Annotated in this window: 17 protein-coding genes; 12 read left to right on the top strand and 5 right to left on the bottom strand. The window is 61.7% G+C overall.

Annotated elements, in window-relative coordinates; genetic code table 11:
• Window positions 1–44: 44 nt before the first annotated feature.
• The 3 genes from GEOBRER4_RS11285 to GEOBRER4_RS11275 all read right to left on the bottom strand — a co-directional run bounded on the left by GEOBRER4_RS11285 (window position 45) and on the right by GEOBRER4_RS11275 (window position 2,914).
• The gene (locus tag GEOBRER4_RS11285; RefSeq protein WP_185242379.1) at window positions 45–581 is read right to left on the bottom strand and encodes a chemotaxis protein CheW; all 537 of its coding nucleotides are present in this window, start codon (window positions 579–581) and stop codon (window positions 45–47) included.
• 36 nt (window positions 582–617) lie between these two features.
• Entirely contained in the window at window positions 618–2,450 is a 1,833-nt protein-coding gene (locus tag GEOBRER4_RS11280) for a CheR family methyltransferase (RefSeq protein ID WP_185242378.1), read from the bottom strand.
• 290 nt (window positions 2,451–2,740) lie between these two features.
• Window positions 2,741–2,914 carry a hypothetical protein gene (locus tag GEOBRER4_RS11275; RefSeq protein WP_185242377.1) on the bottom strand — a complete coding sequence of 58 codons (174 nt, stop codon included), beginning with the start codon at window positions 2,912–2,914 and terminating at the stop codon, window positions 2,741–2,743.
• Between the two features lie 293 nt (window positions 2,915–3,207).
• Here GEOBRER4_RS11275 and wecB point away from each other — a divergent pair, with 293 nt between their 5' ends.
• The 3 genes from wecB (at window position 3,208) to GEOBRER4_RS11260 (ending at window position 6,011) form a co-directional block, all read left to right on the top strand.
• Window positions 3,208–4,299 (top strand): non-hydrolyzing UDP-N-acetylglucosamine 2-epimerase, encoded by a 1,092-nt coding sequence (wecB, locus tag GEOBRER4_RS11270; RefSeq protein WP_185242376.1) that lies wholly within the window; start codon window positions 3,208–3,210, stop codon window positions 4,297–4,299.
• Window positions 4,300–4,720: 421 nt separating this feature from the next.
• On the top strand, window positions 4,721–5,281 hold the full coding sequence (locus tag GEOBRER4_RS11265; protein WP_185242375.1) for a M23 family metallopeptidase: 561 nt from the start codon (window positions 4,721–4,723) through the stop codon (window positions 5,279–5,281).
• Between the two features lie 436 nt (window positions 5,282–5,717).
• Complete coding sequence (locus GEOBRER4_RS11260) at window positions 5,718–6,011, top strand: hypothetical protein (protein ID WP_085812522.1); 294 nt, start codon at window positions 5,718–5,720, stop codon at window positions 6,009–6,011.
• A 108-nt stretch (window positions 6,012–6,119) separates the two neighbouring features.
• Here GEOBRER4_RS11260 and GEOBRER4_RS11255 read toward each other — a convergent pair whose 3' ends face one another.
• Both GEOBRER4_RS11255 and GEOBRER4_RS11250 read right to left on the bottom strand, forming a co-directional pair.
• Complete coding sequence (locus tag GEOBRER4_RS11255; protein WP_226377764.1) at window positions 6,120–6,482, bottom strand: GNAT family N-acetyltransferase; 363 nt, start codon at window positions 6,480–6,482, stop codon at window positions 6,120–6,122.
• Between the two features lie 120 nt (window positions 6,483–6,602).
• A complete protein-coding gene (locus GEOBRER4_RS11250; protein WP_185242374.1) occupies window positions 6,603–7,121 on the bottom strand; it encodes a nitroreductase family protein in 519 nt (172 codons plus the stop codon).
• 208 nt (window positions 7,122–7,329) lie between these two features.
• Between GEOBRER4_RS11250 and GEOBRER4_RS11245 the strand changes: the two genes are divergently transcribed.
• From GEOBRER4_RS11245 to GEOBRER4_RS11210, 9 genes are all read left to right on the top strand, one after another.
• Window positions 7,330–8,205: a universal stress protein gene (locus GEOBRER4_RS11245; protein ID WP_185242373.1), complete on the top strand. Its 876-nt coding sequence runs from the start codon at window positions 7,330–7,332 to the stop codon at window positions 8,203–8,205.
• A 246-nt stretch (window positions 8,206–8,451) separates the two neighbouring features.
• Window positions 8,452–9,024 (top strand): TetR/AcrR family transcriptional regulator, encoded by a 573-nt coding sequence (locus GEOBRER4_RS11240; protein ID WP_185245316.1) that lies wholly within the window; start codon window positions 8,452–8,454, stop codon window positions 9,022–9,024.
• A gap of 208 nt (window positions 9,025–9,232) precedes the next feature.
• Window positions 9,233–10,525 carry an efflux RND transporter periplasmic adaptor subunit gene (locus GEOBRER4_RS11235; protein ID WP_185242372.1) on the top strand — a complete coding sequence of 431 codons (1,293 nt, stop codon included), beginning with the start codon at window positions 9,233–9,235 and terminating at the stop codon, window positions 10,523–10,525.
• Window positions 10,526–10,625: 100 nt separating this feature from the next.
• Window positions 10,626–13,784, top strand: a complete 3,159-nt coding sequence (locus GEOBRER4_RS11230) for an efflux RND transporter permease subunit (protein WP_185242371.1) — start codon at window positions 10,626–10,628, stop codon at window positions 13,782–13,784.
• Window positions 13,785–13,786: 2 nt separating this feature from the next.
• Window positions 13,787–15,211, top strand: coding sequence for an AdeC/AdeK/OprM family multidrug efflux complex outer membrane factor (adeC, locus tag GEOBRER4_RS11225; RefSeq protein ID WP_185242370.1), 1,425 nt, complete (start codon window positions 13,787–13,789; stop codon window positions 15,209–15,211).
• A 152-nt stretch (window positions 15,212–15,363) separates the two neighbouring features.
• The gene (locus GEOBRER4_RS20235) at window positions 15,364–15,495 is read left to right on the top strand and encodes a hypothetical protein (protein ID WP_264177083.1); all 132 of its coding nucleotides are present in this window, start codon (window positions 15,364–15,366) and stop codon (window positions 15,493–15,495) included.
• A gap of 71 nt (window positions 15,496–15,566) precedes the next feature.
• Window positions 15,567–16,556, top strand: a complete 990-nt coding sequence (locus GEOBRER4_RS11220; protein ID WP_185242369.1) for a TAXI family TRAP transporter solute-binding subunit — start codon at window positions 15,567–15,569, stop codon at window positions 16,554–16,556.
• 23 nt (window positions 16,557–16,579) lie between these two features.
• On the top strand, window positions 16,580–17,872 hold the full coding sequence (locus GEOBRER4_RS11215) for an alpha/beta fold hydrolase (protein ID WP_185242368.1): 1,293 nt from the start codon (window positions 16,580–16,582) through the stop codon (window positions 17,870–17,872).
• On the top strand, window positions 17,869–18,654 hold the full coding sequence (locus tag GEOBRER4_RS11210) for an MlaA family lipoprotein (protein WP_185242367.1): 786 nt from the start codon (window positions 17,869–17,871) through the stop codon (window positions 18,652–18,654). Before GEOBRER4_RS11215 ends, GEOBRER4_RS11210 begins: the two co-directional genes overlap by 4 nt.
• Window positions 18,655–18,674 lie beyond the last annotated feature (20 nt).

Below are 18,674 nucleotides of genomic sequence, written 5' to 3'. Positions count from 1 at the left end.
CCCCGTGCCTTTGTGAAATTAAAGCGAGAACGGTCTAATTTTTTCTATCCCTCGCCGACCACGATCTCCGGCGCGGCCAGTAGCGCCTCCATGTCCAGCAGGATGATGGAGCCCTCTTCCTCGTTGAAGTGCCCCCTGACGAAGCGCTTACCCCTTGCGGCCGGGGCTGGCTCGAACCCGTCGCAGCAAAGCCCCTGCACCCCGTGCGCAGCCTCGATCAGGATGCCGGTGGCGAACTGGTCGCTTTTCACAACCACGATCCTTCCTGCGGCGCCGATCTCGGGCTGGGGGAGCCCCAGCATGGGGCGGATGTCCATGGCCGCGGTGATCTCTCCGCGCAGGTTGAAGACCCCGGCGATGAGCGCCTGCACCGCGGGGACCCGGATCAGCTTCGGCACCCGGATCACCTCGCTCGCGTGCTGGGTCTCGAAGGCGAACCGCTCCCCCCCCAGGGTGAAGACGAGGCACTCCAGCACTTCCCTTGCCTGCGCCTCCTCTTCGGAAAGCGCCTGCCAGTACTCTTCCCGCATCTGCCCGAGGATGCTGCGGATGTCGTAGGCTTCCTCTTTTGCCGTGGTCATCGGTTACCTCTTTTGCCGCTGGTTGCGGCTTTTGCCTCAGGCGACCTGCGCCAGGGCGTTTTGCAGCTGCATCATGCAGACGGCCCGGGTCAGGCCGCCAGAGAAGGGGACGGTGTCGTTGCCGTCGTGCCGGGCCAGGATCCTGATGCTGTTCCTGATCTCCCGCGCCGCCTCGGCCTGGCGGCCCAGTCTCAAATGCAGCCTCCCCATGTGGTAGCGCGGCATGACGAAGTCGTGCTCCAAAAGGAGCGCCTTCCGGTATTCGTCGGCGGCCTCGGCCAGACGGTCGTCGGCGTCGAGGATCACTCCTTTGAGGAAGTACGCTTCCGGCAAAAGGTCGTTCAGCTCCAGGACCCGGTTGCAGGTCTCCAGTGCCTGCTGCAAAGCACCTTTCCCAGCCTGAATGAATGCCACCAGCACCAGCGCAGACGCATTCGCCGGTTCTTCCCTGAGAATCCGGTCCAAAAGCTCCTGCGCCCGGTCGAAATCCTCCTGGTCGAAAAGTTCGCGAGCTGCCTCCAGGGGAGGGGCAGGCGTCAAGGGAGGTGGCGGGGCGGCGCTCCGCGGGGGAGAGAAAACCTTTCGAGGAGCGGTCGCCGGGGGCGGCGCTGCCGGCAGTGGGCGCCGCGCCGGCGGGGCGCTGGCCGAAGGGGGTGCTGCCTGGCGTTTGCGGGGCTCGCTCTTCAGGTAGAAGAAGCCTTTCCCCTGGTGCCTGAGCTCCAGCGTGCTGTCGTGCTGCAAAAGCGTCTCGGCGTGCCCCAAAAAGAGCTGGCCCGAAACCTTGAGGGCGTCGGCCAGGCGGCGCAGCATCGCGTCGGCGGTCTGCGGCGTAAAGTATATGAGGACGTTGCGGCAGAAAATCGCGTCTAACGCTGAAAGCTCCTGCCACAGCTCGTCGTGTACCGGGCCCAGCAGGTTCAGGTGACGGAAATGGACCAGCCGCTTCACCTCGTCTTTGATAAGAAAGCTCTGCCCGACCCGTTCGAAGTAGCGCTCGACCTGCTGCTTTTGCGTTATCCGCAGGGACCAAGGGGAGTAGACGCCGTCGCGGGCCAGTTTCAGGGAGCGGTTGTTGATGTCGGTGGCGATGATCCTGATGTCGCGCTCCCTCCAGTCCGGCAGTGCTTCCATCAGCGTCATCGCAATCGAGTAGGGCTCCTCCCCGGTGGAGCATCCCGCGGACCAGATCCGTAGCGGCTGGTCGACGGGTGGTGGGAGGGTGAAGCGCTCCTTCAGGGCCGCGAAATGGGCGGGGTAGCGGAAAAAATAGGTTTCCCCCACCGTGAGGAACTGCAGCAGTTTCTGCAGTTCGTGGCGGTCTTCGCCGTGCAGCTTCAGGTAGGCCAGGTATTCGCTGTAGCTCCCGATGCGCAGGGCGCACATCCGCTTGGCGAGCCCGCGCAAAAGCGCTGCGCGGTTCCTCTGCTCGAAGTGCAGCCCGGTGCAGCGGAGGATGTGTCTTGAAAACTCGCTGCAGAGCTCGTCGCTGATCTCGTCAGCAGCGCCTCGCGGCGCGTCGCGCCGTTCAAGTAAGGCGAGGTCGTCGAAAAGCCGGTTTAGCTGCAGCGGCTTGGGGATGAAATCGAAGATGTGCAAAAGCTCCGCTTCCAGCCTCAGGCATTCCGAGATCACTATCACCGGAATTGCTCTCGGCTCAGGGGTGTGGACGCGGTGCTCGACAGCCAAAGGCGCCACCTTCTCAGGCCCTACGGCCAGGATGATCAGTTCCGGCTTCTGCCGTCTCACCGCGCGAAACGCCTGGCCCGGGTCAAGGAGCGTCGTCACGGCATGTCCCGCCTCGGCAAGGAGCCGCTCCAGGTACGCTGCAAAGGAAGCGCTGTCGCTTATGACGAGGATCTGCAATGGCAAATGGCTGTTCCTCTTGCGGGATTATAGGCGCTAGGGGGGCGGCCGGGCGCCGAAATGTCAAGCCTAAAACGACAGCTTTGACACCAAGTGGCCGACATTACGGATACTATTTGTTTGCCAGTCGTGGGTCAACAAAAAAATTGCGGGAGATAGAATGCTGTTTGCAGGTCAATGAAAGGCTTCAAATGGTACTGCGTCAGCGTTTGGGCTGCGGAGATAGCCTTTCGTGCGCGCGAGGTGAGGGAGGATGCTTTACCCCCTGCGCCAAAGAGAAACCCTGGTACCCGGGGCTATTCGAACTCGCGGTGCTTTGGATGGGTGCAGAGGTAATCGTCGCCGAACAAAAAAGCGTGGTTGCACCGGCAGCGTTTTTCCTCGGTGAGGCAACTGGAGAAGTTGTCGTTGATGTGCTGGGTTCGGCAACGCAGATCTTCCCGGTCCCTGCTCTTCTGTTCCTGTGTCATGCCTGCCTCCTGTGTGCGCGGGTTCTGCACTTCCTCATGATGAAAGACCTTTGAGAGGATTATTATATATCTCAAATGAAAACGCAACTGTCGCCATGATTATTTTCCCGCGCACACTGTGGAGTGATCTTGTCACGGTCGCTGTTCGATTTGCATTTGTCTTCTTGAATGTTAAAACACAATAATGTTTTCGAAGGGTCCGGCTGGTGCCGCGTCCTTCGCACCAGTTAATCACGCCTTACACCCGCCTGAACTTTATCCCCGCGCTTGCCGCGGAAACCGGGGGGAAACCAATGAACGTCCTGCTGATCGCCGGGGCCCGGCCGAACTTCATGAAAATCGCACCCATTTACCGCGCTTCGCTTTCCTACAAAAACGTCGTCTGCAGCATCGTCCATACTGGGCAGCATTACGACAAGGAGATGTCAGGCACCTTCTTCGAGGAACTGGAGATACCGCAGCCACGCTACGCGCTGAACGTGGGATCTGGAAGTCACGCGACGCAGACAGCGGGCATCATGGTCGCCTTTGAGGAGGTCTGCCGGCGGGAAGCGCCGGACCTCGTGCTGGTGGTGGGGGACGTCAACTCGACCCTTGCCTGCAGCATCGTCGCGAAAAAGTGCGGCATCTCTGTGGCGCATGTAGAGGCGGGATTGCGCAGCTTCGACCTCTCCATGCCGGAAGAGATAAACAGGATGGTCACCGACGCCATATCGGACAGCTTCTTCGTCACCGAAGAAAGCGGCGTCGCGAACCTGCTCCGGGAAGGGAAACAAAAGGATCGCATTCATGCGGTAGGGCACGTGATGGTGGACAACCTGCTGCACCAGGTCAAGCGTATGGAGGGGATTGAGCCTTCGTGTTTCGAGACATACCGGCTCAAGGAGGCTGCGGGCCCGTACCTCTTTCTCACCCTGCACCGCCCCTCCAACGTCGACTCGAAGGAGGTCTTCGGAGGCATCGCCCGGGCCATCAACGAGCTGGCAGCACAAAGGACCGTATTCTTCCCGGTGCATCCGCGCACCAGGAACATGATGAGCGTGCATGGCACCGAGTTGAGCGACAGGGTGATACTGCTGCCGCCTCTTGGCTACCGGGACGCGCTCTTTCTCTGGAAGGACGCGGAAGTGGTGCTCACCGACAGCGGCGGGCTCCAGGAGGAAACCACGGCGCTCGGCGTTCCCTGCGTCACCATCAGGGAGAACACCGAGCGCCCCATAACGGTCGAGATAGGGACCAACGTCCTCGCCGGCACCGCACCGGAGAGGATCCTTGCCGGGTACCGGCAGAGCCTGGAGAAGCGGGGGCGGGCCAGGGTGCCGCAGTTGTGGGACGGCAGGGCCGCCGAACGGATCTGGCAGGTGCTGGCCGGAGAAGGGCGGTGAAGCGGTTCGGGAAGTTCAGAGTTTTCCGATGAAGAGCAGGGTGCCGTCCCAGGCCGCTCCATTTGTGCTCCACATCTCCTAGTCAGGCGTGCCGCTGTCACGCACCTTCACGTTCCCCCCGCAGCCGATATCACTGAAATCGAATAGCTCAATACCAATCCGCATCCGTCAAAAGGGCTCGTTCCCGATGTTGCAGCTTGGGTATCTCGGCGTCTGTCGGGGCAAATTCTGTGGAATATTCCTCTGTAGGGGTGGGGATATTCTGCAGCCGTCCTGCAGGCCGGACCCGCTGCGGGGCTCTTTGAGTAGATGATCTTCCATGGCTACGGCACGTTAGCGCCGCGCAGGGCTTTGGGCACGTTAATTGATAAGGACAGGGATCGGTTTCTTCGGAGCCGGAGACTTTTTATTTGGAGCCGGCATGAAGGTCTTGCAAATAGCTGCAGTCGTTCTTTTAACTTTCCCTGCGTCGGCTATGGCCGATCCGGCCCTCCCGGTGGACGGAGTAGTCACCTCCGGGGTGGGGTGGCGGACGGATCCTTTTGGCAGCGGCAAGGTCGCCTTTCACCGCGGCATCGACATCGCTGTCCCCGTTGGTACCCCGGTCCGCGCCACCCGTAAAGGGAGGGTGCTGTTCGCCGGGGAGCGTCGAGGCTACGGCGCTACCGTCATCGTCGAGCATGCTAACGGTGACAGGACCCTCTATGGCCACAACGCCAGCGTCAAGGTGAGCGCCGGCGAGCAGGTGGAAGCAGGCGCCGTGCTCTCCTACTCTGGAAATAGCGGGAGGTCCACCGGGCCTCACGTGCACTACGAACTGCTGGCTGGCGGCCGTCCGGCAGTCGATGAAGTCGCAGCCGTGGATCTTGCCGAAGACAAACCGGCAGCAACCGGCAACCAGCGACGGTTGCTTGAACAAAGGATGGACCAATCCCTCGACTCCCTTCTCACGACCATCAGGTCGGACCTTACAGGCGGCTGACATGTTATCCGGCACATCCTGATCCTCCTCCAGGGTGTGCCGTCTTTTTTCCGGTCGGACCCTACTCCGTAGTGAAAATCCCTCTTGCAAGTAATTCCTTCTGCAGCATCCCTCTTTTTAAAAGCAGCCAGGCATCGTCAGGAAACGAGGTCGTCTGCGCTCCGCGTCCCGACTCCGGGAAAAGCCACCGCGATAGGTCCCCTCGATCCCCTCATCCCACTCAAGTAAGGGGAGGGGGATCAAAGGGGAGAGTGCCGCAGCCAAAGGGGAGGGGAGGTTAGAGAATATGCCACGCGATGTTGTTGAATATTCTTTATTCTCCTCGCCGTGACTGTAAGTGCGATTGTGATTTCAGCAAGTTACGGTTTGGCACGCGCAATGCTAAGAAGAGGTTGTTGCAAGACGACATCATAAAAATCCAAAGGAGGATGTAACGATGAAAAAGAAATTGGCAATGCTCTTGGCGGTATCGATGTTTGCGGTGGCAGCTCCGGCCCTGGCCGCTGATGGACATCGCGCGCAAAGCCACAACGACCAATGCGCCAAGGAATGCGAACTGCTTCTGAAGGACTGCGGGCAGGAGGTTGACAGCATCCAGGACAGGATCAAGAAACTGCAGGTGATGATCAACGAAAAGGGAGCGACCACCTACACCAAAGAAGAACTGAAGCTCCTCAACCGCAAGCTCCAGGAGGCAAACGAAACGCTCCGTGTGCTCAACAAGCACTGACGCCTGAAGCCGGCTCAGGCTGAGGTGTAAAAGACGAAAGGCCCGCTCATAGAGCGGGCCTTCTGTTTGTGCGCCCGGTAAGGCTCAACTGAAGCCAAGCGGCTTCGGTCACTTCGAGAGGAATCCGAATGGGCGGTGAGGCTGCGCCCAGAATGCCCTCGCTTCTGGGCTCTGGGTCTCCGGATCGTCGTGCCAGTGGTTCTCCAGTTTCTTCAGGAAAATGGATTCGGCGTACTGGTACATGGCGGAAGCGATCCCCCTGCGCCTGTACTCGGGCTCGACCTTCACATGATGGCAGTAGGCCGAGTCGCCGTCGTCGGTAAAGCAGGCTTCCGCTACAACTGCCCCCCTGAACCTGACGCAGACGTCGAGGTTCTTCAGGAACCTGTCCCGGTGGATGTTGTGGGAAATGACGTATCCCATCTCCCTGAGTTTCTCCCGCACCTTTATCTCCATTGTTACCAGCGACACGCCGTTCCAGGACCGGACGCCCTTCTGCCCAGCAGAAAGAGGAAGTTGATTCTCAGCGACGCGAATTTAGTACCTTCCAGTGGCGTTGTCAACGATTGCCGCCGCCACCGCGGTGCACCTTCACCAGCGGTTTTTCCTGATCTTCTCGCTTTGCAGCTTCTCCGCCGGCAGTGGGCGCCTCAGCTCGGCTGGATGGCCGATCCCCAGTATGCATTCAACCTTGATCTGCTCCGGCAGGCCCAGCAGTTCCTGGAGGTACTCCTCTGCGCTCCTGACCGCGTCGTGGCGGCGGTTCCTGATCTGGGCCCAGCAACTCCCAAGCCCCAGGGAGAGCGCGGTGAACTGGAGCAGGATCGCGGCGATCGAGCAGTCCTCCACCCAGACGTCGGACTTGGTGCTGTCCGCGCAGACCACGACGGCCAGCGGGGCGCCCGCCACGAACTCGGAACCGTGCTGCTTCGCGCGGGCCACCTGCTTCAAAAGCGCCGGGTCGTCAACGAAGATGAACTCCCACGGGTTGAGCCCCCTGGATGACGGCGCGCGGAGCGCGGTCTCCGTGAGCGCATCCAAAGCCTCTGGCGACACCTGCTCCTGCGTGAACTTGCGGATGCTCCGCCGCTTGCGTAGCAGACCGATCATGCTTCCTCCCCCATGTTTTGAACTGCGTGTGGCGCGTGAATCTACAGCAAAAACTCCCTGCAGTCAAACAGTCAGGGCCAATCGAGGCAGATCGCCGAGCAGATATACTACGAACTCAACGTTTCCTCCCTTCCCGTCGATCTCAGCTTGAATTTTGCCCGACACGGGGGAGAATTAAGCGGTACGGGAACTGTCACAGGAGGGCAACATGTTCTGGAAAATTCTTGTAGCTACGGATCTGACTCCCGCCTCCGACGAGCTCATTGAGTGCGTCGAGTCCTTCAGAGAGCTCGGTACTGAAGAGGTCGTCCTCGCCCACGTGACGGAACTGGTCGATGCCACCGGCGCGGTCGAGGTTCTCCCGGTGCAACCGGTTGATGTTGACTTGGTGCTTAGGAGGCAGAAGGATACTCTGGAGCGGCTTGGGTTGAAGGTCGTGGTCCAGACCCTTTTGGGAACGCCGGCCCTGATGCTGGAACAGGCCGCGAGGGATCACGGGGTGAACGTCATCCTGGCTGGATCCCACGGCAAGGGGCTGATCCGCTCCGCAGCGCTTGGGAGCGTTTCCAGGGAGCTTTTGAGAACCACGAGCCATCCGCTCCTTCTGGACCGCCTGGACCTCGGCAAAGAGGGGGAGGCTTCCTGCCGAAGGATCTTCTCACGCGTCCTCTTCCCGACCGACTACTCGGAGACCGCCGAGAAGGCACTCGATTTTCTGGGCAAGATAGCACTGGAAACGGGCTGCTCGGTAACGCTGATGCACGTCATGGAATCGCAGGGAGAAGACCAGGAAAACGAGCGCCGTCGCGAAGAGGAGTGCTGGTACCTCTTGGAGGCCAAGAAGCGGCGGCTGGAAAGGCTTGGCGCTGCCGAGGTGAGCATCGACCTGGTTCACGGCCGTGCTGCGGAGGAGATCCTTTCCCGCATGAGCAAGGGGGCCTTCACCTCCATAGTCATGGGAGGAAAGGGGAAGGGGGTTCTGACGGAGCTGATCCTTGGCAGCACCGCCAATGAAGTAGCCCGACATGCGACGCTCCCGGTTCTCTTTGTGCCTGCGGCAGTTGCCGAAACTCCCGGCTCATAGCAGCGGAAAGCCGCCTGTATGAAGGCTACCCTCATATTCTGCTCCTGAGTCCCCACTCTTTGTGCCAGTTGCACGCCACCTTCAATCGCCCGCTGCTGCTCCTTCCCCCTTGCCGAAACTGTCCCACCGATGGCCGTTACTGAATCTTTGACCATTTTAATTGCCGCTGCAAAGGAACATTCTTGACAACGAAACTGCCGCGGACTTATAAGGAATGAAGATTCATTCCGCATAGAGGGAGTCATGATGGAAAAGTTGGACAAGCGGGACCTGATAGTCCAGGCGGCCCTGGAACTGGTTGCGGAGCAGGGTTTCCATGGCGCGCCGATGGCGATGATCGCCGACAAGGCGGGGGTCGGGGCAGGGACCATATACCGCTACTTCGAAAACAAGGACGCCCTGATCCGAGACATCTACAGCATGGTCGAAGCGCGTGTAGTAGCGGCGATCATGAAGGACTACCCCGAAAAGGGGCCGGTGCGCGAGCGCTTCATGCACATCGGCAGGGTCTTGGTCAACTACCTGGTCTCGGCTCCGCTTGAGCTGCGCTTCGTCGAGCAGTTCCACAACTCCCCCTTCGGCGTGGACCACCGCCGGGAGAAGATCTTCGGCAAGGGGGAGAAGGACATCATCAGCGAGCTGTTCCACGAAGCGCTTGAGCAGCAGATCTTCAAGCCTCTCCCGCTCTCTATCCTCTTCGCCCTGTTCTTCTCGCCATTGATCGACGTCTGCCGCGACCAGATCCTTGGTTTCATCAGCCTCGACGATGAGCTGATCGAGCAGATTGTCGGCGCCTGCTGGGACGCCGTGCGCAGATGACGAATGAACATTCATTTTTTAGGAGCTGAACCAAAACATGCTGATGAAGATCTTCCTGTTCCTGGTTGCCGTAGTCTGGGGCGGCATCATCGTGATTGCCTTGCTCAGGCGCAAATGAATTGACTCCGGCTGCTCGCGCAGCCGTGGACGATATTGAGGCAGTATCTGAAACTTATCGACTGAAGTATCAAAAACTACGAGGTGTTTCATGCAGAGTAAGTACAGGGCGCATTTGTTAACCGTCGTTTTTTTGAGCGGCATCCTGGGTCTGGCTGGCTGCGGCAAGAAAGAGCAGCCCAAGGGGCCTCAGATGGGCCCGCCCGAAGTAGGCGTCATTGAGGTGAAAACCGAGCGTGTCGCATTGACGACCGAGCTCCCGGGGCGCACCTCCCCCTACCTCATAGCGGAGGTGCGGCCGCAGGTAAGCGGCATCATCCAGAAGCGGGTCTTCGTTGAGGGAAGCGACGTGAAGGCGGGGCAGGTGCTCTACCAGATCGACCCCGCCACCTACCAGGCTGCCTACGCCAGCGCCAAGGCCTCCGAGGCGAGGGCCGAGGCCAACCTCGTTCCGGCGCGGCTCAAGGAGGAACGCTTCCGGGACCTGGTGAAGATCAACGCCGTGGCCAAGCAGGACTACGACAACGCCTACGCGGCCCTCAAGCAGGCCGAGGCGGACGTCGCCGCCGCCAAGGCCGCCGTCGAGTCCGCCAGAATCAACCTCGCCTACACCCGCGTGACCGCCCCCATCTCCGGGCGCATCGGCCGCTCCACGGTGACCGACGGCGCGCTGGTCACGGCGAATCAGCCAGCGGCACTGGCGACCATACAGCAGCTTAACAGCGTCTACGTGGACGTCACCCAGTCGAGCTCCGACATGCTGAAGATGAACCGCAGCCTCGCCAGCGGCCTTTTGAAAAGGGACGCCGCCGGCCAGGCCCGGGTGAAGCTCCTCCTCGAGGACGGCACCCCGTACCCGCTCACCGGGACGCTCAAGTTCTCTGACGTCACCGTGGACCAGAGCACCGGCTCCATCACGCTTCGCGCCGTGTTCCCCAACCCGAAGCAGACGCTTCTCCCCGGGATGTTCGTGCGCGCGGTGCTGGAAGAGGGGATCAACGAGGCGGCCATCCTGGTGCCGCAGCGCGGCGTGACCCGCAACGCCGCCGGACAGCCGACGGTGATGGTGGTAGGTGCCGACGGCACGGCGCAACCCCGCCCGATCCAGGTGGCCCGCACGGTCGGTGACAACTGGCTGGTGAGCGGCGGCCTGAACCCCGGTGACAAGGTGATCCTTGAGGGGCTCCAGAAGGCCCGCCCCGGCACCCCGGTGAAGGCAGTCCCGTTCCAGGCCCAGCCGCAGGGTGCTCCCCAGGGAGCTTCCGGCGCGGCCCAAGGGGCACCCCAGGCGGGCGCTCCAGGTGCGGCAGCCCCAGGCGCCAAGGCAGCGGCACCGGCTGCCCCTGCAGCGGCACAGCCAGCGGGTCAGCCCCAGAAGAAGTAGCGGCAGCACGGGCGGCCCAAAGAGACCGCCAGCGCTGCATGTCGCGCAGTATGTAAACGAAGAACGTTAACCGACGGTCGCCAGTCAAGGAGCTTATTCCATGTCCAGGTTTTTCATAAACAGGCCCATCTTCGCCTGGGTCATTGCCATAGTCGTCATGCTGGCCGGTCTGCTCGCCATCAAGGCGCTGCCGGTCTCCCAGTACCCGCCGATCGCTCCGCCGCAGATCTCGATCAACGCCGTCTATCCCGGCGCCTCGGCGCAGACGGTCCAGGACACCGTGACCCAGGTAATCGAGCAGAAGATGAACGGCATCGACAACCTGCTCTATATGTCCTCCACCAGCGACTCCGCAGGTGCCGTGAGCATCAACATTACCTTCAGGGCGGGGACCGACCCCAACGTAGCCCAGGTGCAGGTGCAGAACAAGCTGCAGCTTGCCACGCCGCTTCTGCCGCAGGTGGTGCAGAGGCAGGGGGTACAGGTGGTCAAGTCCACCCGCAACTTCCTCCTGATCGTGGGGCTCGTCTCCGAGGACGGGTCGCTCAACCGGCACCAGTTGACCGACTACATGGTCTCCAACATCCAGGACATCGTGAGCCGGGTCCAGGGGGTAGGGGAGGTCACCGTCTTCGGCTCCCAGAACGCCATGCGCGTCTGGATGGACGCCGAGAAGATGAACAACTACAAGCTGACACCAACCGACGTGGTCAACGCTCTGCAGGCGCAGAACGCCCAGGTCTCTGCGGGTCAGTTCGGCGGGCAGCCGGCCGTCCAGGGGCAGCAGCTGAACGCCACCGTCACCGCCCGCACCCTGCTGCAGACCCCGGAGCAGTTCGACGAAATCATCCTGCGCACCAACCCCGACGGCTCGACGGTTAAGCTCAGGGACGTCGCCAAGACCGACGTCGGCACCGAAAACTACGACATCCTCGCCCGCTACAAGGGGAAACCGGTTGCGGCCATGGCGCTGCGTCTTGCTGCCGGCGCCAACGCGCTCGACACCGCCGACCGGGTCAAGGCCAAGATGGCCGAGCTGGAGAAATTCGTACCGGCAGGGGCCAAGGTGGTCTACCCCTACGACACCACCCCCTTCGTCAAGATCTCCATCGAGGAGGTGCTGAAAACCCTGATGGAGGCGGTGTTCCTGGTCTTCATCATCATGTTCCTGTTCCTGCAGAACATCCGCGCCACCTTGATCCCGACCATCGCCGTGCCAGTCGTCCTCCTGGGCACCCTCGGGGTTCTCTTCGCGGCAGGTTTCTCCATCAACACCCTGACCATGTTCGCCCTGGTCATCGTCATCGGCCTTCTGGTCGACGACGCCATCGTCGTCGTCGAGAACGTGGAAAGGATCATGACCGACGAGGGGCTCTCGCCGCACGACGCGACGGTGAAGTCCATGGGGCAGATCACCTCCGCTCTGTGGGGCATCGCGACCGTTCTTTGCGCCGTCTTCATCCCGATGGCGTTTTTCAGCGGCTCCACCGGTGTCATTTACCGCCAGTTCTCCATCACCATCGTCTCGGCGATGATCCTTTCAGTTTTGACCGCCCAGATCCTCACCCCTGCGCTTTGCGCTACGCTCCTCAAGCCGGTGAAGAAGGGGCACCTCCCCGGCGAGGGAAGCTTGTTCAGCGGTTTCTTCGTCTGGTTCAACAAGGTCTTCGAGGGGGCACGGCACAAGTACGAATCCATAGTCGGCAACTCTTTCGGCAAACCGCTGCGCTACCTGGTCATCTACGGCTGCCTGGTCGGCATCATGGCCTTCCTCTTCCTGCGTCTCCCCACGGCCTTCCTGCCGGACGAGGACCAGGGATTCATCGTCTGCCAGGTCCAGCTTCCTGCCGGCGCGACGCAAGAGAGGACCCTCAAGGTACTGGAGCAGGTGGAGCAGTACTTCATGGTCAAGGAGAGCAAGACGGTCGACTCGCTTATCACCGTCGCCGGCTTCAGCTTCGCCGGCCGCGGTCAGAACATGGGTCTCGCCTTCGTGAAACTTAAAGACTGGAAGCTTAGGCCCACCCCGGACCTGAAGGCTCCAGCCCTGGCGGGACGCGCCATGGGTGCCTTCTCCAAGATCAAGGACGGCATGGCCTTCGCCTTCTCGCCGCCGGCGGTAGTCGAGCTGGGGCAGGCCAACGGCTTCGACTTCCAGCTGCAGGACCGCGGGGGGCTCGGTCACCAGGCGCTGATGGATGCCCGCAACCAGCTCCTCGGCATGGCGATGAAGAACCCCAAGCTGATGGCGGTGCGCCCCAACGGCCAGGACGACACACCGGAATTCAAGCTGAACATCGACGACGTGCGCGCCGGGGCCCTCGGGGTCTCCCTTGCCGACGTCAACAGCGTCCTCGCCACAGCCTGGGGCTCCTCCTACGTGAACGACTTCCTGCAAAACGGCAGGGTCAAGAAGGTCTACGTGCAGGCGGACCCCAAGTACCGCATGGTCCCCGAAGACATCAACAGGTGGTACGTGAGGAACAACACGGGGGAGATGGTTCCCTTCTCCTCCTTCGCCACAGCTCACTGGGATTACGCTTCGCCGCGCCTTGAGCGCTACAACGGCATCCCCTCTATGGAGATCATGGGGAGCGCGGCACCTGGGGTAAGCACCGGCGAGGCGATGGCCGAGATGGAGGCCATTGCCGCCAAGCTCCCGCCGGGGATCAGCTACGAGTGGACCGGCCTCTCCTACGAGGAGAAGGCGGCAGGGGCGCAGGCCCCGGCGCTGTACGCGATCTCGCTGCTGGTCGTCTTCCTGGCGGTCGCCGCCCTCTACGAGAGCTGGACCATCCCGTTCGTGAACCTGCTGATGCTTCCGCTGGGCCTGGTCGGCGCCATCACGGCCGTTACCTTGAGGGTGCTTCCCAACGACATCTACCTGCAGATCGGCCTGCTGACCACGGTCGGTCTCTCGACGAAGAACGCCATCCTGATCATCCAGTTCATCAAGGACCAGATGCACCAAGGGCACGAACTGGTCGAGGCGACGCTCACCGCGGTGAAGATCAGGCTGCGGCCGGTCATCATGACTTCGCTGGCGTTCTTCTTCGGCACGCTCCCCCTGGCACTCACCAAGGGGGCCGGCGCCGGCGCCCAGAACGCCATCGGCACCGCGGTCACCGGCGGCCTCCTCTCGGCGACCTTCATCGACCTGATCTTCATACCGTTCTTCTTCGTCATGGTGACCAAGTTCTTCATGAAGAAGAAGCCGGCAACAGAACCTGCAGCACCCCCCGTCTCGGAGGTACATTAGAGATGAAACGTTCGACCACCAGATCACTGACCCTGGGCGCGCTCCTCTTCCTTGCGGGGTGCGCCTCCATGGCTCCCAAATACGAAAAACCGGCGCCCCCGGTTCCTAGCGCCTGGCCCACCGGCCCGTCCTACAAGGAGGGGCAGCAGCCCAAGGCCGAGCAAAAGCCTCTGGCTGAGGTCCCGTGGCAGGATTTCTTCCTCGACCCGCAACTGCGCAAGGTGATCGGGCTTGCCCTGGACAACAACCGCGACCTGCGGGTGGCGGTGCTCAACATGGAGCGCTTCCGCGCCCTCTACCAGATCCAGCGGGCCGACCTCCTGCCGCAGGTCGACGGCAACGCCGGCTTAAGCGTCCAGCGGACCCCGGACGACCTCTCTCAAAACGGGAATGGGCGGACGGTGCACCAGTACGACGTGGGGGTGGGGATCAGCTCCTACGAGCTCGACCTCTTCGGGCGGGTGAGGAGCTTGAAGGACCAGGCCCTCGAGGAGTACCTCTCCACCGAGCAGGCGCGCCGCAGCGTCCAGATCAGCCTGGTATCGCAGGTGGCGACCGCCTACCTGGCCCTCGCCTCCGATCTCGACCGGCTCAAGCTCGCCAAGGACACCCTGGCCAACCAGCAGGAGTCTTACCGCCTGAGCCGCAGCCGCTTCGAAGCCGGGGTGGCCTCGGCCCTCGACCTTCAGCAGGCGCAGACGAGCGTCGATGCCGCCCGGGTGGACATCGCCCGCTTCACCACCTTCGTGGCGCAGGATATGAACGCGCTGAACCTTGTGGTCGGCTCCGGCGTCGGGAGCGACCTGCTCCCCAGCTCGCTCTCGGAGAACCTGACTCCGATAAAAGACCTCGCCCCGGGGCTCCCTTCGGACGTCCTTCTCGCACGCCCGGACATCCTGCAGGCCGAGTACCTTCTGCGCGGGGCCAACGCCAACATCGGCGCCGCCCGCGCCGCGTTCTTCCCGCGCATCACCCTGACCTCCAGCGTCGGCTTCGGCAGCGACCAGTTAACCGGCCTCTTCAAGCCGGGCAACTTCGCCTGGAGCTTCGCGCCGAGGATCACCGTCCCGATCTTCGAGGGGGGGCGCAACAAGGCGAACCTGCAGGTGGCACAGGCGGACCGCGACATAGCGCTGGCCCAGTATGAAAAGGCGATCCAGACCGCGTTCCGCGAAGTCGCAGATGCACTGGCGCAGCAGGGGACCATCGACGAGCAGGTTGCGGCGCAGCAGTCTTTGACCGGCGCCACCGCCGAGACCTACCGCCTGTCGCAGGCCCGCTACCAGACCGGGATCGACAGCTACCTGAGCGTGCTCGACGCTCAGCGCTCGCTCTACACCGCCCAACAGAACCTGATCACGGCGCGCCTGGTGCGGCTGAGCAACCAGGTTACGCTCTACCGGGTCCTTGGAGGTGGGAGCAAGTAGTCTTCTTTGCTCCGGCCTGAGCGGTACCTCACTCATTACTACCCAAGTCGCTGAACATGCCGGGGAACTTCCAGTCAGGAGGCTCCCCGGCGTTTTGGCTTCGACATCAAAGTCCCGGTCCTTTTTTTCAGGGCCGCTTCAGGAGGGAAGCCGTGTCAAGAAGAAGAATCGCGCTCTACCTTTTCATCGCCTTCATAGCCCTGGTGATCGCTTACTACAACCTTGTGGACGAGCCGCAACCGGAGTGGCCGGTTAACCTGGTGCACTTTCTCATGCGGCACTGACTTGAAGGAAAAAGATGCTATAACACTTAGGGTCATTCAACTAACGATAGAACGGCAGGAGGGCGTTGCCTATGATCCGGCACCGGCGGTACCCGCGCTTACTGGCGCTGCTCATCGTGACAGCAACCGCGCTGTCCGTCCCTACTTCTCTCACCGCCTTCCAGTATCCCTCCCTCACCATCTCCTCCGGGACCACCACCGGTTCCTACTATGCCGCCGCGAGCGCCATAGCAAAGGTCTTCAACAACAGCAGCGCCCGAAACGGGGTGAGGCTCGCCACCGTCGCCTCGCCAGGGTCTGTGGCCAACATCGACCAGGTCGCCGACGGCAAGGCCGCCTTCGGCATCGCCGAGACCGAACTCTTGAGGCGGGCCACGCAGGGGGTGCGCCCCTGGGAAGGGAAGGCGCGCACCGGTTTGCGCGCGGTGATGGGGCTCTACGTAGAGAGCGTCACCATCGTCGCGGCCGTCGACAGCGGCATCAGGCAGGTCAGCGACTTGAAGGGAAAGCGGCTTAGCATCGGAGCCCCGGGCTCCATCGACAACACCTATGCCGGCACCTTGCTGCAGATGTCCGGCCTGAACCCGGGCGAGGTCGTCACCTCGGAGCACTCCACCGCCATCGCTCCTGAACTGCTGCAAAAAGGGGAAATCGACGCCTATCTCTGCATCGTCGGCCATCCAAACCTGACGGTGCTTGAGGCGAGCACAGGCAAGCGCAAGGTGACCCTGATATCCCTGGACAACGCCCTGATCCAGCAGGTGGTGAGCCACAACCCGCTGCTTATGGCCGTAGCCATCCCCACCAATTTCTATCCCAAGGTCGAGGTAGACGGCAAGGTTCCTACCATCGGCCTGCGCGCCGTTCTCTTCACCTCGGCCGATCAGCCCGAGGAAAACGTGTATGCGGTGGTGCGGGAGGTGCTGACGCACCTCGACCTGTTCCGCCGCCAGCACCCCATCCTCCACGACCTCTCCCCGCGTGACGCGGCGAGGGTGGGCGTCATTCCGCTTCACCCAGGCGCTGTCCGTTACTTCAAGGAGGCAGGGCTCGTTCCCTGATGCACGCTCTCAGGAGGTAGATCATGATGCGCTTCACGGCGGCAGTGCTACTTTTCTGGTCCCTTTGTCTCGCGTCCCGCGCCGCGGCGGCCCCGCCACCGTACTTCTACCCGTTCGTGAACCCGTACGAGGCGACGGTGATGGAACTTCCGAAGGAGTTCGAGGTATCGCTCCCGATGAAGGTGCCGCTGCGCGAGTTCGTGGTGCGGCCGTTCCCAAAAAGGGATATACCGGGGGTGTTCTGGTACGAAAAAGGGCTCGGATGCAGCCTCGCCTACCAGGAGCACCAGGCGCCGCTGGTTTTCCTGATCGCCGGCTCCGGTTCCCGCTACGACGTTCCGCGGATGCAGAAGCTGCAAAAGGCGCTGTATCAGGCAGGGTTCCACGTCCTCTCCATCACCTCTCCGACCCACATGGATTTCGTGGTGAACGCCTCCTCGGCTCTTCCCGGGATAGCCGAGGACGACGCGAAGGACCTGTACCGGGTGATGGAGCTCGCTTGGCAGGAGGTGCGCGGCGACATCGCCGTTTCCGACTTCCGCCTTGCAGGCTACAGCCTGGGCGCCTTCAATGCCGCGTTCGTGTCGAAACTCGACGAAGAGCAAAAGCATTTCAACTTCAAGAGGGTGCTCCTGATCAACCCGCCGGTCAGCCTCTACGATTCGGTCCAGGTGCTGGATCAGCTGCTGGTCGACAACGTCCCCGGCGGGATGGACAACTTCGACGCCTGGTTCCACGACATCTTCACCGAGACCATGCACATCAACGAGGCCTGGGAGCCGGGGGGGCTGAGCGGCGAATCGATGTACCGCACCTACAAGCGGCTGCAGCCAAGCGAAGCGAACCTTGCCGCCCTGATCGGGCTTACCTCCAGGATGAACGCGGCCGACATGATCTTCACCGCCGACGTGATGAACGGGGGAGGGTACATCGTCCCCAAAAACGTCCGGCTCACCTCCACCACCTCGCTCACCCGCTACGCCATCGTCGCCTACAAGACCAGGTTCGTCGACTACTTCGATGAGTGGCTCTTCCCGCATTATCAGAAGAAGGCGCCGGGGTTGACGCGCCAGGCGCTCTTGGCGCGACAGGACCTGCACTACCTGGACCAGTACCTGAAAAGCTCGAAAAAGATCGCCCTGATTCACAACGAGGACGACGTGATCCTGGTCCCCGGGAACATCGCCTACCTGCAGCAGCTCTTCGGGGACCGGGCGCGGATCTACCCAAGCGGCGGCCACATGGGGAACATGTTCCACCCAAGCGTGGTTGCTTCAATGGTCGAGTTCCTGAACGGCAAGGAGGTGGCGCAATGAAAACGCGACGCGAAGCCGCTATGGTGATCGCCGGCTTGATGCTGCTGATGCTTGAATCCGGCTGCAGCACGCTTCCCGAGGCGGGGCCGGGGCCTGTCGAGCCGCCGCTGCGCAGGTACGAGGAACTGGTCAAGCCCGGGACGCACAACATGCTCGACGTGAAGGACTCCGTCGAGGGTTTCAACCGTGGCAGTTACCTCTTCAACTACTACTTCGACGAATATCTCTACCGTCCCGTGGTGCGCGGCTACGAGATCATCATGCCCAACTACCTGGAGGACCGTGTTTCCAACGCGATCGACAACCTCAACGAAATTACGAACTTGACAAACAACCTGTTCCAGTTCAAGTTCAAGGCCGCCGGCGTCACGCTGGGGCGTTTCCTGGTCAACTCCACGGTAGGTGTCGCCGGTTTGTGGGACCCGGCGACAAAGTGGGGGCTGGAACGAAAGAGCCAGGATTTCGGCCTCACCCTCGGGCATTACGGCACGCGCGACGGGTCATACCTGATGCTGCCGGTCCTGGGCGCCTCCAACGTCAGGGATACCGGCGGGTTTGCTGCCGATACCGCCACCTTTGTCTACGCCGGGCCTATAGCCTGGATCAACAACAGCACCTTCACCACGACCTACACCGGCGTCAACGCAGTCGACCGGCGGCATCGGATCCCTTTCCGGTATCGCCAGACCGGCTCCCCGTTCGAATACGAGTTGTTGCGGACCCTGTACACCATGAAAAGGGAGTACGACGTACAGCAAGGCAAGGAAGAGGGGAAAGAGTGAGCTTAGCATCGTCAGGCCGG

The organism is Citrifermentans bremense (assembly GCF_014218275.1).
Lineage (GTDB): Bacteria > Desulfobacterota > Desulfuromonadia > Geobacterales > Geobacteraceae > Geomonas > Geomonas pelophila.
The sequence above is the reverse complement of the archived record's forward strand: the minus strand, read 5'-3'. Positions and strand labels throughout refer to the sequence as shown.

What these genes read in the sequence shown, in the direction of transcription:
- GEOBRER4_RS11250 (WP_185242374.1), bottom strand. Translation starts at nt 7,121, where the DNA reads ATGATCGGTCTGCTACGCAAGCGGCGGAGCATCCGCAAGTTCACGCAG.
- GEOBRER4_RS11210 (WP_185242367.1), top strand. Translation starts at nt 17,869, where the DNA reads ATGAAAACGCGACGCGAAGCCGCTATGGTGATCGCCGGCTTGATGCTG.
- GEOBRER4_RS11230 (WP_185242371.1), top strand. Translation starts at nt 10,626, where the DNA reads ATGTCCAGGTTTTTCATAAACAGGCCCATCTTCGCCTGGGTCATTGCC.
- adeC (WP_185242370.1), top strand. Translation starts at nt 13,787, where the DNA reads ATGAAACGTTCGACCACCAGATCACTGACCCTGGGCGCGCTCCTCTTC.
- GEOBRER4_RS11285 (WP_185242379.1), bottom strand. Translation starts at nt 581, where the DNA reads ATGACCACGGCAAAAGAGGAAGCCTACGACATCCGCAGCATCCTCGGG.
- GEOBRER4_RS11240 (WP_185245316.1), top strand. Translation starts at nt 8,452, where the DNA reads ATGGAAAAGTTGGACAAGCGGGACCTGATAGTCCAGGCGGCCCTGGAA.
- GEOBRER4_RS11245 (WP_185242373.1), top strand. Translation starts at nt 7,330, where the DNA reads ATGTTCTGGAAAATTCTTGTAGCTACGGATCTGACTCCCGCCTCCGAC.
- GEOBRER4_RS11235 (WP_185242372.1), top strand. Translation starts at nt 9,233, where the DNA reads ATGCAGAGTAAGTACAGGGCGCATTTGTTAACCGTCGTTTTTTTGAGC.
- GEOBRER4_RS11265 (WP_185242375.1), top strand. Translation starts at nt 4,721, where the DNA reads ATGAAGGTCTTGCAAATAGCTGCAGTCGTTCTTTTAACTTTCCCTGCG.
- GEOBRER4_RS11220 (WP_185242369.1), top strand. Translation starts at nt 15,567, where the DNA reads ATGATCCGGCACCGGCGGTACCCGCGCTTACTGGCGCTGCTCATCGTG.
- wecB (WP_185242376.1), top strand. Translation starts at nt 3,208, where the DNA reads ATGAACGTCCTGCTGATCGCCGGGGCCCGGCCGAACTTCATGAAAATC.
- GEOBRER4_RS11215 (WP_185242368.1), top strand. Translation starts at nt 16,580, where the DNA reads ATGATGCGCTTCACGGCGGCAGTGCTACTTTTCTGGTCCCTTTGTCTC.
- GEOBRER4_RS11260 (WP_085812522.1), top strand. Translation starts at nt 5,718, where the DNA reads ATGAAAAAGAAATTGGCAATGCTCTTGGCGGTATCGATGTTTGCGGTG.
- GEOBRER4_RS11275 (WP_185242377.1), bottom strand. Translation starts at nt 2,914, where the DNA reads ATGACACAGGAACAGAAGAGCAGGGACCGGGAAGATCTGCGTTGCCGA.